This window comes from Natronococcus sp. CG52 (assembly GCF_023913515.1).
In the GTDB taxonomy this organism is placed as follows: Archaea; Halobacteriota; Halobacteria; order Halobacteriales; family Natrialbaceae; genus Natronococcus; species Natronococcus zhouii.
In genome coordinates this window covers 1760676-1777159 of record NZ_CP099391.1, presented here as the reverse complement: position 1 = coordinate 1777159, position 16484 = coordinate 1760676, and the positions used below count along the sequence as shown (strand labels likewise).

15 protein-coding genes are annotated in these 16484 nt (G+C 66.0%); 6 read left to right on the top strand and 9 right to left on the bottom strand.

Going from position 1 to position 16484, the window contains the following annotated elements; genetic code table 11:
- Positions 1-109: 109 nt before the first annotated feature.
- The gene (locus NED97_RS09005) at positions 110-1330 is read right to left on the bottom strand and encodes a metal-dependent hydrolase family protein (protein ID WP_252490360.1); all 1221 of its coding nucleotides are present in this window, start codon (positions 1328-1330) and stop codon (positions 110-112) included.
- A gap of 161 nt (positions 1331-1491) precedes the next feature.
- On the opposite strand from NED97_RS09005, the gene NED97_RS09000 reads away from it, so the two are divergent.
- Positions 1492-2844, top strand: a complete 1353-nt coding sequence (locus tag NED97_RS09000; RefSeq protein ID WP_252490359.1) for an MFS transporter — start codon at positions 1492-1494, stop codon at positions 2842-2844.
- 69 nt (positions 2845-2913) lie between these two features.
- Here NED97_RS09000 and NED97_RS08995 read toward each other — a convergent pair whose 3' ends face one another.
- Both NED97_RS08995 and NED97_RS08990 read right to left on the bottom strand, forming a co-directional pair.
- Positions 2914-3666 (bottom strand): hypothetical protein, encoded by a 753-nt coding sequence (locus NED97_RS08995; protein WP_252490358.1) that lies wholly within the window; start codon positions 3664-3666, stop codon positions 2914-2916.
- 500 nt (positions 3667-4166) lie between these two features.
- Entirely contained in the window at positions 4167-4829 is a 663-nt protein-coding gene (locus tag NED97_RS08990) for a phosphate ABC transporter permease (RefSeq protein WP_252490357.1), read from the bottom strand.
- Positions 4830-5047: 218 nt separating this feature from the next.
- On the opposite strand from NED97_RS08990, the gene NED97_RS08985 reads away from it, so the two are divergent.
- Positions 5048-6019: a phosphoadenosine phosphosulfate reductase family protein gene (locus NED97_RS08985; protein WP_252490356.1), complete on the top strand. Its 972-nt coding sequence runs from the start codon at positions 5048-5050 to the stop codon at positions 6017-6019.
- Positions 6020-6155: 136 nt separating this feature from the next.
- Here the strand turns inward: NED97_RS08985 and NED97_RS08980 are convergent, their stop codons facing one another.
- The 4 genes from NED97_RS08980 to NED97_RS08965 all read right to left on the bottom strand — a co-directional run bounded on the left by NED97_RS08980 (position 6156) and on the right by NED97_RS08965 (position 9098).
- Positions 6156-6347 carry a DUF7333 family protein gene (locus tag NED97_RS08980; RefSeq protein WP_252490355.1) on the bottom strand — a complete coding sequence of 64 codons (192 nt, stop codon included), beginning with the start codon at positions 6345-6347 and terminating at the stop codon, positions 6156-6158.
- A 101-nt stretch (positions 6348-6448) separates the two neighbouring features.
- Complete coding sequence (locus NED97_RS08975) at positions 6449-7198, bottom strand: hypothetical protein (protein WP_252490354.1); 750 nt, start codon at positions 7196-7198, stop codon at positions 6449-6451.
- Between the two features lie 72 nt (positions 7199-7270).
- Positions 7271-8113: an aldo/keto reductase gene (locus NED97_RS08970; protein WP_252490353.1), complete on the bottom strand. Its 843-nt coding sequence runs from the start codon at positions 8111-8113 to the stop codon at positions 7271-7273.
- A gap of 244 nt (positions 8114-8357) precedes the next feature.
- Positions 8358-9098: a proteasome assembly chaperone family protein gene (locus tag NED97_RS08965; protein ID WP_252490352.1), complete on the bottom strand. Its 741-nt coding sequence runs from the start codon at positions 9096-9098 to the stop codon at positions 8358-8360.
- Between the two features lie 114 nt (positions 9099-9212).
- Here NED97_RS08965 and NED97_RS08960 point away from each other — a divergent pair, with 114 nt between their 5' ends.
- The 4 genes from NED97_RS08960 to NED97_RS08945 all read left to right on the top strand — a co-directional run bounded on the left by NED97_RS08960 (position 9213) and on the right by NED97_RS08945 (position 13380).
- Complete coding sequence (locus NED97_RS08960; protein WP_252490351.1) at positions 9213-10121, top strand: RsmB/NOP family class I SAM-dependent RNA methyltransferase; 909 nt, start codon at positions 9213-9215, stop codon at positions 10119-10121.
- Entirely contained in the window at positions 10121-10657 is a 537-nt protein-coding gene (locus NED97_RS08955) for a DUF7122 family protein (protein ID WP_252490350.1), read from the top strand. The genes NED97_RS08960 and NED97_RS08955 overlap by 1 nt, the downstream gene beginning before the upstream one ends.
- Before the next feature lie 196 nt (positions 10658-10853).
- Positions 10854-12101 carry a PQQ-dependent sugar dehydrogenase gene (locus NED97_RS08950; protein WP_252490349.1) on the top strand — a complete coding sequence of 416 codons (1248 nt, stop codon included), beginning with the start codon at positions 10854-10856 and terminating at the stop codon, positions 12099-12101.
- A 109-nt stretch (positions 12102-12210) separates the two neighbouring features.
- Entirely contained in the window at positions 12211-13380 is a 1170-nt protein-coding gene (locus tag NED97_RS08945; RefSeq protein WP_252490605.1) for a zinc-dependent alcohol dehydrogenase, read from the top strand.
- A 30-nt stretch (positions 13381-13410) separates the two neighbouring features.
- Here the strand turns inward: NED97_RS08945 and NED97_RS08940 are convergent, their stop codons facing one another.
- Positions 13411-14931: a DUF790 family protein gene (locus tag NED97_RS08940; protein WP_252490348.1), complete on the bottom strand. Its 1521-nt coding sequence runs from the start codon at positions 14929-14931 to the stop codon at positions 13411-13413.
- A gap of 76 nt (positions 14932-15007) precedes the next feature.
- Positions 15008-16480, bottom strand: a complete 1473-nt coding sequence (locus tag NED97_RS08935) for a sodium/proline symporter (protein ID WP_252490347.1) — start codon at positions 16478-16480, stop codon at positions 15008-15010.
- Positions 16481-16484 lie beyond the last annotated feature (4 nt).

The following is a 16484-nucleotide window of genomic DNA, read 5'->3' as shown; positions in this document are numbered from 1 at the left end:
CGGATTCTGCTCGGCTCATACATCGGTAGATGGCCTCGTCGCGCTTCACCATTGCTCCAACGTGATTTGGGCGGCAGATGAGCGCTCACCTCCCGTCTAGCCGAGACGGTCACTGGATTTCGGCGGGTTCACCGCCACAGTACACCGCTTCGACCGCTCGAACGGCGGTGATATCCTCGAGCGGATCCCGGCCGAGCGCGAGCAGGTCGCCGCGGTTGCCGGCATCGAGAGTCCCGATGTCGTCGGCGGGAACGGTTTCGGCGGCAACTCGGGTCGCGGACTGCAGTGCTTCGTGCTCGTCCATGCCGATCTCCTCGACGAACAGTTCGAGTTCGAGGGCGTTCTCGCCGTGCGGGACGAGGTCCGGACCGAGGAAGTCCGTCCCCGTCGCGATGGGGACGCCGGCCTCGTAGGCGCGCTCGACCGAGGCGAAGTGGGCCTCGTTGGCTCTCCGGGCCTTCTCGAGTCCGTATTCGGGGACGCCGTGGTCGCTCCCTTTCTCGATCAGGCGGTACACGATCGAGAGCGTCGGGACGAAGACCGCCCCGGTTTCGGTGAAGAGGTCGAGACACTCCTCGTCGAGGGAAAAGCCGTGTTCGATGGTGTCGACGCCGTTTCGCAGCGCGCTCTTGATACCGGGCGCACCCTGGGCGTGGGAGGCGACCGGGATACCGACGCGGTGGGCTTCCTCGACGAACGCCCGGATCTCGGCGTCGGTGAACTGGCTCTGGTCGGGCGCATCTTTCTCGCTCAGGACCCCGCCGGTCGTCATGATCTTGAGGACGTCGACGCCGTCGCGGATGCGCTTGCGGGCTTCCTTCCGGCACTCGTCGGCGCCGTCTGCTAACGTCGAGAGCGACTCGTCGGTGTTCGTCATCCACTCGTAGGGCAGGTAGTGGGCGTCGCCGTGGCCCCCGGTCTGGCTGATGCTCTGTCCGCTCGTGAAGATCCGGGGGCCCGGAATGGTCCCTTCGTCGACGGCGTCGCGGAGACCGATTCCGGTCGTCGAACCGACGTCCCGAACGGCGGTGAACCCCGCCGCGAGGAGATCCCGGAGGTCGGCCGTCGCTCGCGCGGTCCCCAGTTCCGAGGACTCCGTGATCCAGGACAGCGGATCCATCTCGCGCATCCCCTGAAGGTGGAGGTGAGCGTCGATGAGCCCCGGGGTGACCGCCGGATAGTGCTCGCGGTCGACGCCGTCCGGCGCGCCGACGTCCTCCTGCGTGCCGACCGCGTCGATGGTTCCCTCGTCGTCGAGAACGATTCGTCCGTCCTCGAGCGGTCGCTCGTCCCGGCCCGTGATGAGCACGTCCGCGTCAACAACTCGCATAGGGAGCCTTTCGAGAGGGATATCATATCTCTTGTGAGTAAAGAGGGGAGGCCGCTCCCTTCCCCAGGCTACGCGACGAAACCCACTCACCGTCCGTTTCCGGTTTCGCGTCGAGAGTTTCGCTTCGAAATACCTTTCTCGTCCTCCTCGAAACGGCCACCGTGAACGAGGATCGACTCCAGTTCTGGGTGCTCTACCTCTCCCGGTTCGCGGAAGGGTTCGGATTCATTACGCTGATCACGCTACTGCCCTCCTACATCAACGCGCTCGAGCCGACGGGAACGACGATCCTCGGCGTCACGATCGGCGCCGGCCTCATCGTTGGCATGTACACGACCGGCTTCACGCTCGCCCAGACGGCCGCCGTCATCCCGCTCGCCTGGGCCGGCGACCGTTTCGACAAGCGTCTCGTCCTGCTCGCCGTGCTCGCGGCCGGGGTCGGCGCCTACGCGCTGTTTCCGCTCGTCGACTCGAGCGCCTCGTTCATCGCGATCCGCGGGCTTCAGGGGATCGCCGTCACGGGCGCCGGGCTGATGACGCTCTCGCTCGTCGGGCAGATCGCCACCCTCGACACCCGGGCGAACTACATCGGGAAGGCGAACGCCGCGAGCTTCGCCGCCTCGATCGTCGGCAGCCTGAGCGCGGGCGCGCTCTACGAGGCGTTCGGCTTCGGGCCGATCTTCGCGATCATCGTCTGTATCATGCTCGTCGCGTGGCTCGGCACGTTCGTCTACCTCGACCCCGACGAGACGCGAATCTACGGCTTTCCGTTCACCGACCTCGCGCTCAACCGGCGGATCCTCACCGTCTCGAGCTTTCGGTTCCAGTACGCGTTCTCGGTGACGCTGGTCCGGACCTGGGTGCCGATCTTCGCCGGCGTCTCCGCCGCTCAGGGAGGACTGGCCTACGGCGGACTCGCGGTCGCGCTCACCGTCGTCGCGGAGAAGTTCACGAACATGTGCTGTCAGCCGTTCACGGGACGGCTCTCGGACGGCTACGGTCGCGCGCTGTTCGTCTTCGCCGGCGGCGCCGCCTACGGCCTCGTCGCGCTGCTCGTTCCGCTCTCGCCGGCGATCGGCGCCGCGCTCGAGTTACCGTCCGAACTCGTCGTCACGCTTCCGGCGGTCCTCGCGGGCGCGAGTTTTCTCGTACTGCCGCTCGAGTCGATCCCGGCTCAGTTTTCGCTGTTCGGCGAGATCTCGCCGGCATTCCTTCCGCTCGTCGCGCTCTCGGGCCTGCTCGGCGTCGCGGACAGCTTCCGCGAACCGGCGAGCATGGCGCTGTTCGCCGACGAGGGGACCGACGAAGGTGGCGTCGCCTCGAGCTTCGGCATCCGCGAACTCGTCTGGCGGCCGGGCAGCGTTATCGCGCCGCTGCTCGGCGGCTGGCTCATGTACGAGGTGAGCATGGCGTCGGTCTTCTACGTCGGCGGCGCGTTCGCGCTGACCGGCGTCGCGACGTTCTTCGCGGTCCTCCTGTCGGCACACGGCCGCAGCGCCCTCGTCGAGTGGTAACTCCGATCGTCGCCGCCGCTACTGATTCGTGACAGGTGAACGACGATCCACCCGATGGGAGCGATCGGTTCAATCCGGGGTGGAACGGGTCAGCGGAACGGTCGGCGAAGGCGAGTCGTTTCGGGAGAGGGACGCGCTGAGTTCCCGGTCGAGTTCCGCGTCGACGTCGGTTACGAGCTGTATCGACTGCCCGTCGACGGTGGTGATCGTGAGCTGTGTCTTTCGGTGACGCCGCAGCCCGACCCCGTCGAACGCGGCGGCGTACCGGGGACCGTACGCGGCGATCACCAGTCCACACCCCGTCGCGAGGGCGAACAGCGGCAGCGAGACGCTCGGTGAGACGACCGCGGCGGCGACGAACGCGACGAGCGTGAAGACGCCGGCTCCGACGAACAGCTGTCGATTCGCCTGTCCGTTCCCGGTCGCCCTGCGGACGCGCTGGGTCGACACGACGGCTACGGCGGTCGCTGTCGCGAGAACGATCGTAAGCGAGCCATCGATCAAGCCGGTTCCCGAGGCAGTTCCGACGGCGACGAAGAGGAAAACGAGTGCGAGAAAGCCACCGATCAGCCCCGCCAGAACGGCGTCGCCGGTTCGGTACTGGTACTCCCACCTGGGTTGTGGACGACTCCGGACCGAGCTAATGTACTCGTATCTGACATCCGTGAACGCACCCGTCTCCGAGACGCACAGCAGCCGTCGGTCGGTGAGGCCGATGGTCAGCCGTCCCGGCGTGAATCCCTCGAGGAGTCTCCCGGTAGTGAGAACCCGCACTGATTCGTCGTCGACCACGTGACTCGCGAACCGATCTTCCGCGGGCATCGTTGTCCGTTCGTGGGCCGGCGATCTACAAAGTAAGCCACACCTTTCACGAGGACGAGCGCGCGGCGATACACGGCCCGGCAGAGCGTTGGCGGCTCCACGAGCGGTTCGATCCGTCGAAGGCGGATAGCCGCCCCGATGCGGTTTTCTGACGTTAGACCACCATTATATAATACTTTCACGGTGTTCAGTCTGCTGATATTGTAACCACATCCAACATGATCGAGTCGTTAAAGTATCTGTGTCAGTTCGCGCGGCTGACCGGTATTCCGTGAAATACCGATCTCGGCGGACGTTCGTAACGGGTATCGCCGGAGGAATCGGTTCGAGGACGACAGCCGCGAACGGTGACCGAGAGCGACCGCCGAGGCGCCGCCAAACCGGCTCGAGAAACGGACGGCGGAGGACCGGGAACTACGCCGTCGGCGAGGGACGGACGACACTGGTAGCGATCGAATTCTCTTTTCCGTGCGGTCGACGGCCGACGAGGTACGACCGCGTTATCCCGTCGGCTCCGGTTCCTCGCGACGGCGACCGGGAAGCACCGTTGCGCCCGGCAGCAGCCGTGCGATCCGCGTTACGTAGCCGAACTTGAACAGGCCGAACTGCGAGAGGACGCCGAGCGCGACCAGTCCCAGAAACGGCGGCGAGGTGACCTCGAACAGCAGCGGGTCGAGCGTCAGCGACTGCTGTGCGGCGGCGAACTGCTCGAGCGTCAGCGACCGGGAGGCGAACGCAGCCCCGACGATCGCGGTGATCACGACCATCGTCCACTTCGTGAGGAGCATCCCCAGGAACGCGGCGACAAGGCCGGCGGCGAGCGCGACACCCCACTCGAGGTACCACTGCTGCTCCAGGACGGCCGGTGCGACCACGGCCATCGTGAGAATCGTCCCGACGACGAAGCTCATCAGGGCGACCGCAGCCGACAGCAGCAGGTAGCCGAGGAGGCCACCCGCGAGCGCGCCGAGGAGGACCGGTGCTCCGGCGGCCGCCACGCCCTCGAGACCGAGCGCGCCGCCGACCGACGGACCGACGAGGTAGCCGCCGCCGCCGCCGAGGAAGAGTCCCAGGATCACGACACCGTACACCGAGAGCGCGGCGCCGGAGAACAGGAGTACGACGCCGCCGAGAACGAGACCGATCGCAACACCGTCTATCATGGACTGCCATACCCATCAAAAATATATAAATAGTTTGTTTCTTGAATTTCTGGCCGGTTCGGAGCGGTAGCTGACGTCTCGAGCGCCGGAGCGACGAAATTCCCGTGGGATCGTTTACAGAGTGGTCGTGTGGGTGATACGACCCGTCCGAGGTTCCGTCAGAGGTTTCCGGTCCCAAAAACGGTTTAACCGTCCTAATTATATCTAATTACAGTACGATGACCGAGAACTTTCCCGACTACGTCGACGTCAACTACGACGACGGTGACGGCGAGGACCCCGAGGATTACCCGCACATCAACGACAAGATCGAGAAGGCGGTCGAAGTAACCCGGCAGGGACTCGAGCAGTACGAGAACCCCGCGGTCATGTGGACCGGCGGGAAGGACTCGACGCTCGTCCTCTACTTCGTCAAGGAAGTTGCCGAGCGCTACGACCTCGAAGTACCCCCGGCGATCTTCATCGACCACTACCAGCACTTCGACGAGATCCACGACTTCGTCGACAACTGGGCCGAGAAGTGGGACCTCGAAGTGATCTACGCGCGCAACGAGGACATCGGCGAGTACGTCGAGGCGAACGACTTAGAGCCCGGCGACGACATTCCGGTCGACGAACTCTCCGAGCACAACCAGCACCACGTCGACAACATCCTCGAGTACGAGGAGGACACCTTCCCGTTCCTGCTCGACACCTACGCCGGCAACCACCTGTTGAAGACGGTGGCGCTCAACGACGCGCTCGAGGAGTACGACGTCGACGGCATCCTCTCGGGCGTCCGCTGGGACGAACAGGAGGCCCGCGCCGACGAGACGTTCTTCTCGCCGCGCCACGACCCCGACATCTACCCGCCCCACGACCGCGTCCAGCCCATCCTGCAGTTCGACGAGGCGGCCGTCTGGGAGGCCTTCTGGAACTTCGTCGTTCCGGACACCGTCGAGGAGTTCCCGGACGAGGGCTACGTCCCGGAAGGGAAAGACGACCTGCCCAACGACCTCGAGCCCGAGGACACCCCAGTCTCGCCGAAGTACTGGGAAGGGTTCCGCTCGCTCGGCAGCGAGATCAGCACCGAGAAGACGGTGGACGACCCCGCCTGGCTCCAGGACCTCGAGGGAACGACCGAACGCGCGGGCCGCGCCCAGGACAAGGAGGACCTGATGGAACGCCTGCGCGACCTCGGCTACATGTAGACGGACGGCCGACCGCTCTCACACCAGCGATTCGATCGATTTTCTGCAGTACGCCGACGAATGAGACGACTTCGCTCCGACGTCGATCACGCGAACGATCCGATCCGTCTCCGCCGATCGAGCCCCGAGTCGGCGGTTACAGGGTCGCCCGGTGCTCGCCGTACTTCATGCCGATAACGAGCATGATCGCGCCGAAGAGCACCATCGACGGCGCGACCATCATCAGGACGGTATCCGTCGCCATCACGTTCGAAACGAGCATGCCGACGATGCTGATCGCGATCAGTGCGATAAACGTCGCCGCCGTCGTTGGAAGATCGAACTCCATGCCCGACGGTTCGATTCGGATTCCCAAATGAGGTGCGGAACCGGCAGTTCGCTCGCGAGGAGTGACAGAAAGACGAACACGTTACCGACGCGCGTCGCAGTCTATTGCGACGGGCGGACGAGGTTCGCCAGCGCGACGACCAGTCCGAAGAACCAGCCGAGCGGGAAGGAAACGCCCAGCCACATCGCGGCGTACGCCGCACCTTCGAGTTCGTAGTTCGCCCGGAGGAACTCGTTGAGTCCGCCGACGACCAGGACGTTGTCGAGCGCCCAGACGGCGAACTCGTAGCTGGGCTCGAGGACGATTCCCTCGAGCGACGGCGTGACGAGCGCGGCGACGACCGGCGGCAGGAACAGCGCCGTCATCGCGAACGGGTACGCGAACAGGACCGAGACGGCGCGGCCCCCGAATTTCGAGCAGACGGCGGCGAGCGTCGTCGAGACGGTCGCCACCGCACTCGCCGCTGCGATCGCCAGGAACGGTCCGAACTCGAGCTGAATGTGTGCGATAACTGTCAGTGTTCCCCAGGCGAGAAGCGAGATCGCGGTGACGCCGGCGATACCGAGTCTGGTCCTGGTCGAGTCGAGTTTCGTGGCGTAGTACCGGGTTGCGAGGCCGACGACAGTGAGCGGATACAGCAGGACGAGGCCGAGTGCACCGAGCGCACCCCAGCAGTAGTAGCCGAACTTCTGTACGAGCGTTTCGGGCTTCCACTTTCCCATGACGGAGTGGCCGCGGCCACGCTGCCTGGGGAAGACGAGTTCCATCCAGGCGCCGTGTAACCGCTGGACGTCGGTCCTGACCGCACCGACGACCCCACCACCGCCGCTACGGCGTGAGCGAGTTGACATACGGAACGCAAAAAACTACTGAACCGTAAGCTTTCCTGCTTATTCTCTCCAGTCGAGAGGTATACCGACGTCTCAGTTCCAGGGACCGAACTCGGGATCGACCTCGCGTTTGGTCTCGCCGATCGAGTCGATCGTGTCGATATCGTCCCGGTGGAGTTCCAGCGCGAGCGACTCCCAGTTGTCGCGGAGGTGCTCCTCGCCCGTCGCCTTCGGAATCGCGGTGACGCCCTTCTCGCGCAGCCAGGCGAGGCTCACCTGCGCTTCGCTGACGTCGTGTCTGGCCGCGACGTTCTGGATCTCCGGCTGGTCGAACACCGCGCCGCGGGCCAGCGGCGAGTAGGCGACGACGTCGACATCGTAGTTCGCACAGGCCTCGCGAAGCTCCGGCTGCTGGAGCAGCGGGTGCAGTTCGACCTGGTTCGCCACGATCGGCGCGTCGCAGATGTCGATGGCCGCTTCGAGTTGCTCCGGGAGGAAGTTGCTCACGCCGACGTTCTCGATCAGACCCTCGTCGTACAGCTCCGAGAACGCCGCGAGCGTCCCCTCGGGGTCGTACGTCCGGGCCGGCCAGTGGACGTACAGCAGGTCGACGGCGTCGACGCCGAGTCGGTCGAGACTCTCCCGGGCCGTCTCGAGAACGTCGTCGTACGCCAGGTTCGAGGTCCAGATCTTCGTCGCGAGAAAGACGTCCTCCCGGTCGACGTCGGCGCTGGCGATCCCTTCGCCGACGGCCGACTCGTTGTCGTACGCCTGCGCCGTGTCGATGTGGCGATAGCCCGTCTCGAGGGCGTTTCGAACGCTCTCGGCACACTCGTCGGAGTCGTCGTTCTGCCAGGTTCCGAGCCCGATCATCGGCATTCCGTTCGTGGTCGGACACGTTCCCGGCGCGATCGCTTCCGCGTCTTCGATTCCCATGTGCGGAGGGAGGAACAGCGCGCGAAAATGGGTTTGGGTTGCGATCAACGGTTCGGGAGCGAGGGTCGTTGCTCGCACGGCCGATTCCAGGGCCGCTCGCGCTCGAGTGCGCTGCTTCCTGCGAGGACGGTGTCGTCCTCGAAGCGTCGACCTCGCGTGCGAACCGGAACCGCTCGCGACGGGAACGCGGCTGCTGATTCCGGATAACCGAGACGAAAGCCCACGGCGTTAGCCGCGGGAGCAGTCACTGGTACATCCGCAACGGCTGGGCCTGGGAACTCTCGTCCTGGCTCATCTCCTGCATCTGCTGTGCGAACTGTTCCCGTTTCTCTCGGATCTCCTCCGCGCGGTCGACGAGGTCCGAGACGTCGATCGAGACGCCCGTGATCGGTGCGATCCCCTCCTCGAGCAGGACGCTCGCCGCCTCCGGATCGGGGAACTGCCGGCTGGAGCCGACGATGAGTCCGAGGCTGTCGTCCCCCCGCTGTGCGGCGCGGTTGAGCAGCGCTCCCGTCGGACCGCTGACGACGCCGTCCTCGGGCGGGACGTCGATGCCGTGTTCCTCGAGCGTCTCGGCCTCATCGCCGGTAGCGATGCCGTACAGCGACGGTTGTCCGTCGCGTTCGGTGGGGAGCCCGCTGAGGTAGATCGGACGAACTCCTCGCTCTGCGATCCAGCCGGTCACGCAGTTGGTGACGCTGTCGACGGCGTTAGCGCCGATCGGCGCGTCGCTCTGGAGCGCGAACAGGTCGTGCTCCTCGCTAACATAAATTCGAACGGGGGGCAGTACCTGTCCGTCACCACCCCGGTAAACGCCGATCCGCGGCAGTCCGTCGCAGTCGACGCTGGCGTAGTAGTCCATCTCGAGTTCTCTGACGAGGTGGTCGGTCGCGATCTTGCCGACGAGTCCGACTCCCGGAAACCCCTCGACGAGCGTCGGGTTCTCGAGCGTTATCTCGGGTCCCTGGAGCTGAATCGCTGCCATACGGTGACAATTGCGAGAGAGTGGCATAAAGACGACGCCGGCGGCTCGCACGGGACTGCCGTCGGTGCTGGCGCTTCGAAACCCACAAGCGACAGGCGATCGAACCACGAGGCGATGGAGCCACTCGAGCGGTATCGACCGATCATCGACGATTTCGAGGCGTTTCTCGCGGCCTGCGACCGACCGCTCGGCAACGCGGTCCGCGTAAACACGATCAAGTCCTCGGTCGAGCGAGCGACGGCCGCCCTCGAGGAGGAGGGCGCCGACTACGAACAGGCCGACTGGAACCCTCGCGTCCTGCGACTCGAGACCGACTCGCCGGGCTCGACGTGGACGTCGTTTCACGGCTTCACCCACGGCCAGGAGGAGGTGTCGGCGGTGCCGCCGGTCGTCCTCGACCCCGAACCCGGCGAGCGCGTCTGGGATTGCTGTGCCGCACCCGGCGGGAAGGCGACCCAGCTCGCGGCGCTGATGGACGACCGCGGCACCGTCGTCGCGAACGACAACAACCTCGGTCGAATCTCGGCGCTGCGCTTTAACGCCGAACGGCTCGGCGCGACGAGTCTCGCCGTGACGAACGACGACGCCCGCAACTACTCGCTCGAGCGGTTCGACTTCGACGAGTTCGACCGCGTGCTCGTGGATGCGCCCTGTTCTTGCGAGGGAACGATCCGAAAGAACCCCGACGCGCTCGACAACTGGTCCGAGGGCCACGTCTCCTCCGTCGCGGGTATCCAGAAGGGAATCCTCCGCCGAGCGATCCAGGCCACCCGCGAGGGCGGGACGGTCGTCTACTCGACGTGTACGTTCGCGCCCGAGGAGAACGAGGCCGTCGTCCAGCACGCTCTCAACGAAGAGAACTGCCGCGTCGTCGACTTCGACATCGGACTCGAGCGCTCGACGGGGCTTACCGAGTGGAACGAGGAGACGTACGACTCGAGCCTCGAGCGGGCGGCGCGGATCTACCCCCACCAGAACGACACCGGCGGGTTCTTCGTGGCGAAGCTGGAGGTGACCGCCTGATGGCGGACGAACGCGCGGACGACGCGGACCTCGAGCAAAACGACGGGCAGCGATTCGATCGGCTGCCGGAAACCCCGTCCGAGCGAACCGTCGAGGGTCGAGTCAGCCGCGAAGAGGTCGTCGATTACTTCGCGGACCGCTTCGGCATCCCGTTGGAGACGTTCGACGACTACACGTTCTGGGAGAAGGGTGCCGGCAAGATCTGGATCTACCGGGGCGAGGCGCCGACGCCGCTCTCGATCGAGGCGATCGGGATGACCTGCCTGCGCACCCGCCAGGAACACTGGAAGCCGACGACGGACTTCGTCCAGCGGTTCGGTCGGTACGCGACCGACTGCGTGATCGACCTCGAGCGCGAGGAAGCGAGACGGTTCGCCGCCGGCGAGGATCAGGACCTCGAGTGGTGGGACGGCGACTGGGGGTATCTCGTCGGTGCCCACGAGGTCGCCGGCGAGCGCGAACCCCTCGGCGTCGGTCTGTACGTTCACGGCGAACTGCGCTCGATGGTGCCGAAGGGACGACAGCGGGAGCTGTAGCGACCGGATCGACGACCCCGAATACCGTACCGCTTCCCCTCGTTTCTCGAGTACAGCAGTAACTTTGATGACATCTAACCGGTGATTTTTCTGAACGGTCAGCCAACGGGTAACCGTGTCAGAGAACGGTAAGCCGCCGTCCCGGAGGGTATTTCTCGCAGCGACGAGTGCGGCTGCGCTCGCGGGTTGCACGTCGTTGTCCGACGACGGGGGCGAAGAACGGGAACCGAGCGACGACTCCGCGCCGGCGGACGACGGTGACGCGGACCAGGAGCCGGACTGGGAGCATCCCACGGGATCCCCGCTCGAGCCGTCCGTCGAACCGGAGCCGCTCGTCACCGACCTGACGGTCCCCTGGGACCTTGCGTTCACTCCGACGGACGACCTCTTCGTCACCGAACGCGAGGGGCGCCTGCTGCGGTTCGAGACCGAGGCGGTGCTCGAGGCTGGAGGCGACCCGCTCGACGCGGCGGACGTCTCGGACGAGGATCGGCGGGACCTGCCGGGCGACCACGCGCAGGGCGTCGCCGTCCACCCGTCCTATCCCGACCCGGCGTTCGTCTACGTCTACTACGGCTCGAGCGAGGACAACCGCGTCGGCCGATTCGACGCGACCGCGGACGACCCGCTCGAGACGCTCGAGGTGCTCGTCGAGGGAATGGAGGGCCACCACACGATCGGCGGGCGTATCGCGTTCGGTCCGGAGGACGACCTCTGGATCACCGACGGGACCTCCGAGGAGGATCCCGCGCAGGACCCGGGTCGACTCGGCGGAACGATTCTTCGAGTTGGGCCGGACGGCGAGCCCTCGGCCGCGAATCCCGACCTCGAGGATGCCGATCCGCGGGTGTTCACCTACGGCCACCGCAATCCCCAGGGATTCGCCTGGCTGCCCGACGAGACGCCGCTCTGTACGGACCACGGGCCGACCGGGCGGGACGAAATTCAGCGACTGCAGCCCGGCGCGAACTTCGGTTGGCCGGTCGTCCAGGGCGGCCCCGACGACGAGGAGTACGAGAGCTACGACGATCACGACGCCTTCGAGCCGCCGCTGGTGAACACCGGGCCGGAGCTGACCTGGGCGCCCGGCGGCTGCGTCTTCTACGAGGGCGACGCGATTCCCGCGTGGCGACACCGATTACTGGTCGCGAGTCTCCAGGAGACGCATCTCACCGTCGTCACCCTGCTGCCGTCCGACGCCGAGGAACCGCCGCTGGACGGGGCGTCCAGGCGGTACGACGACGCGTGGCTCGACGGTGCGTACACCGCCACCACCCATCGCGTGCTGGACGACGAACTGGGACGGATTCGACACGTGACGGAAGCGCCGAACGGCGACGTGCTGGCGGTCACATCGAACCACGACGGCGGGCCGGGGCTCGATGATGGTGATTCGTTTCCCCGCGATCGGGACGACGTGCTGGTGCGGCTTCGAGCGGCGTGATTCGGCGACTCTCGCTCAGGGATTCGTTCAATCTACTGCACAAACAGGGGTTCTATTTAATTGAAAGCTGGGTGAGGGTTGCGAACGTGGATACACAATGGATGGCACGATGAAAGCGCTCACCTGGCACGGCGAACAGGACGTCCGCGTCAGCGAGGTTCCGAAGCCCGAGATCGTCAACCCGAACGACGCGATAATCGAGATCACGGCCACTGCCATCTGCGGCTCCGACCTCCACCTCTACAACGGCTACATGCCATCGATGCGGGAGGGAGACATCGTCGGTCACGAGCCGATGGGCGAGGTGGTCGAAGTCGGCGACGAGGTCGAAACCTTGGAAGAGGGCGACCGCGTCGTCGTTCCCTTCACGATCAGCTGCGGCTCCTGCTGGTTCTGCGGGAACGACATGTACTCCCTCTGTGACAACTCGAACCCGAACGCCGAAATCGCCCGGAAGATGATGGGCCACTCGCCGGCCGCCCTGTTCGGATACTCCCACATGCTGGGCGGCTACGCCGGCGGGCAGGCCGAGTACCTGCGGATCCCGTACGCCGACGTCGGGCCGGTAAAGGTCGACTCCGGCCTTCCGGACGAGCAAGTGCTGTTCCTCTCCGACGTCTTCCCGACGGGGTACATGGCCGCCGAGAACGCCGAGATCGAGGAGAACGACACGGTCGCGGTCTGGGGCTGCGGGGCGGTCGGCCAGTTCGCCATCCAGAGCGCCTGGATGCTCGGCGCCGAGCGAGTGATCGCCATCGACCGGATCCCCGAGCGCCTCGAGATGGCGCGAGAACACGGCGACGCGGAGACGATCGACTTCGAGGAGGACGACGTCTACGATCGACTCATGGAGATGACCGGGGATCGCGGGCCGGACCGGTGTATCGACGCGGTCGGAACGGAGGCCCACGGCACGGGCCTCCTCGGCTTCGCCGATCAGGTCAAACAGGAAATGCACCTCCAGGAGGACCGTCCCCACGTGCTCCGACAGGCGATCAAGTGCTGCCGGAAGGGCGGGACGCTCTCGGTTCCCGGCGTCTACCTCGGGCGTTCCGACAACCTCCCGTTCGGTCCCGTAATGAACAAGTCGCTGACGGTGAAGACGGGACAGACGCACGTCCAGCGCTACCTCGATCCGCTGCTCGAGAAGATCGAAGCGGGCGAGATCGACCCCTCGTTCGTCATCAGTCACCAGGCGTCGCTCGACGAGGGCCCGGAGATGTACGAGACGTTTAACGAGAAGGAAGACGAGTGCATCAAGACCGTGCTGACCCCTTGAGGGCGCTGCGCCGGAGGGTACGCACCCAGGTTACTCCCGTTCGATCACCGTCCCCCCGACGAGCCCCTCCCACTCGACGCGGTAGCCGAGTTCGGCGAGGATCGCACTCGAGTCGCTGATTCCGCACGCCTCGAGCGCCGATTCGGCCTCCGAGAGCGATATTCCCGCCTCGATCTCGCCGCCGAGCGAGTCGAGCACCGCCGGTCGTACTAGGGTCCGTCCCACCAGTTCGTGCTCGGGGAACGAGACGTCCGCCAGCGCGTCCTCGCTCACGCCGCGGCGGGCGGCGAGGGCCTCGAGAGAGACGACGTCGTCGTCGGGTCGCAGTTCGTCCGGGAGCGCGGCCGCGCTCTCGGCGACGAGTTGGCGTTCGTACTCCCGGAGGACGTCCGCGACGTCCTTCAACCGGACCGAGCCCGAGTAGGGGATCGCCCGGAAATCCCGCGCCGCGATCTCCTCGCCGACGCCGAGGGACTCGTCGACGGCGACGATCAGTTCGACGTCCTCGAGCCCCTCGAGCTGTCCGAGCTTCTTTGCCACGTACTCGGGCGTCCAGAAGCCCATAATTTCGAAGAACACGCGGAACTCGCCGTGTTCATAGTCGAACGCGAAGTCCGGGATCATCACCCGCGTTCCCGTCGCGAGAGGCTCTGGCTCGCGCACGAGGTCCCAGTCGAGGTCGAGACTCGAGAACCGGGCGGCGAAGTCGGCCTCGACGCTACTGTCGAAGGAGACGTCGGCGACGGGTTCGGCGTTCGGAACCCGGACGGGGTTCTCGTCGGAGAGGGAGAGCGTGCGCTCGGTGCCGCGGTCGTCGATCGTCGCCTCGAGACGCCACTCGTCGGCCGTCGCGATCGTCCGCAGCACGCGGGCGAAGCGCGTGCCGTACCGGCGGGTCGCCCGGAAGAGGTGGGTTGGTCCGGTGACGACGACCTCGCGGTCGCTCGGCCCGATAGCATCGTCGGTTTGCCGGATCTCGTACATCAGCCGCAGCCGCTTGATCGCCGACACCAGCGCCTTCGGATCGCTCGAGCGGACCCGCAGTTCGGTCGCGTCGAACAGCGCCGTCTGGGCCAGCGAGAGGTTGTACTGGGCGACCAGGCCGTCGGGGTCCCACCGCGGCTCGACCGTATCGAGGACCTGGCGTTCCTTGAGGTCGGCGTACAGCGCCCGCTCGAGGTCGTCGGCCGACAGGTCGAGCCCCTCGGCGGCGCGAACGAGCGCCATCGCCCGCTCGTCCTCGGTGACGACGCCGACGGCTTCGGCCGCCTCGAACGCAGCTTTCCGGGCACGTTCGGGCTCGACCGCCGCCTCGGTCTCGAAGGTCGCGTCGCGCTCGAGCAGCGCCGAGAAGCCGCGCACGAGTTTGAAGTGGTCCGCATCGCGCTCGAGATCCGTGAGGGCGGCCTCGAGTTCCTCGCGGGGCTTCCCGACGTGTCCCTGGTACGTGCCGATGACGCGGGCGGCGAGCGGACGGTGCTCGCGGCCCGCGAACCGGGGGTGATAGCCGCCGCCAGCTCGCGAGACGCGGAGCAGGTCCTTCGTCAGCATCTACGTCTGCGTCCGCGCGGCGAACGCAAAAGTGACCCGGCATCTCGAGACGCCTCTCGGAACGGACGCCGCGGCGTCAGTCGTCCGCAGGTTGTCTCCCGGCCGACGTCGGTTCGGGCACCTCGGCGACGTCGGCGCCGGTGCTCGAGGTCGCGAGCGTGACGCCGACGATCACCGCGATGCAGACGGGCCAGACGAAGATCGGGAAGTAGTCCCCGGCGAAGTACAGGTTGCCGATCGACACCACGAGTCCGGAGACGATGCCGGCCAGGATCGCCTCGCCGGTCGTCCGCTCCCAGAACAGCATGAACAGCAACGGCAGTCCGAACGTCGCGCCGAGGCCGACGTAGGCGAACTCGATGATCTCGAAGATAGTCCCGGGCCGAACGAAGGCGAGGGCGACCCCGCCGAGCGCCAGGACGCCGACCGCTCCCCGACCGAGCAGGATGAGTTGCGCCTGGCTCGCGTCCGGATCGATCTGTTCCTCGTAGAACCGCGTGAAGTCCGACGATGCGACGAGCAGCATCGAGTCGGACGTCGAGAGGATCGCGGAGACGATCGCCGCCAGCAGGATCCCGGCGATGATCGCCGGGAAGAAGTCGACGATCGCCATCATCGCGACGTTCTCCGGGTTTTCGACGGAGCCGTAGAGCACGCGGCCGGCCGCGCCGATGAACAGCGGAACCGTGAGGCGAAGCGACTGGAAGGCGACCGCGATGGTCGCCGCGGGACTGAGCAGTCGCTCGGACCGGATCGCCTGGAGACGCATCAGCGAGTGAGGCTGACCGATAGTCCCGAACGCGAAGGTCACCCACGCGAGCGTCCCGATGAGCAGAGCCTGTCCGGCGAGACCGCCGGTCATGTCGAACAGCGCCCCGTCGTCGACCGCCGCCGCCTCGGCGACGAACGCCGACCAGCCGCCGATTTCGGCGATCATCAGTACCGGAAGCGTCACCGCAGCGACGAAGATGAGGATTCCCTGAAAGACGTCGGTCCAGATGGAGGCGTTGAATCCGCCGAGCATCGTGTATAGGCCGACGACGACGCCGCCGACGGCGATCGCGATCCCGTAGTTGATTCCGATCCCGGTATCCATCGCTTCGCCGACCGCGATGACCTGCGCACCGATATACGCGCCCATGAAGACGAGGATCGAGAGCGTCGCGACGACGCGGATGTACGTGCTGAGCCGCTCGTCCGCGACCGCCAGCGAGAGGTGGTCGGCGATCGTGATGCTACCGAGGTCCTCGGACTGACGGCGGAACCGAGAGCCGACGTACCGGTACATGAAGATGACGAGGAAGATCATCGTTATCGAGAACCACAGCCCGTTGAGACCGACCGTGAACCCGACGCCGACCCAGGCGAAAAAGGTCCACCCGCTGGCGACCGACGAAACCTCCGAGATGGCGACCGGCCACGTCCCGACGTCTCGCCCCGCGAGCAAGTAATCCGAGAGCCGATTCGTCTCCGTCGTGAGGAAGAAGTACGCGCCGATGACGAGCAGGACGAGCAGATACGCGCCGAACGTGAGTTGCAGCGTCGACACCACG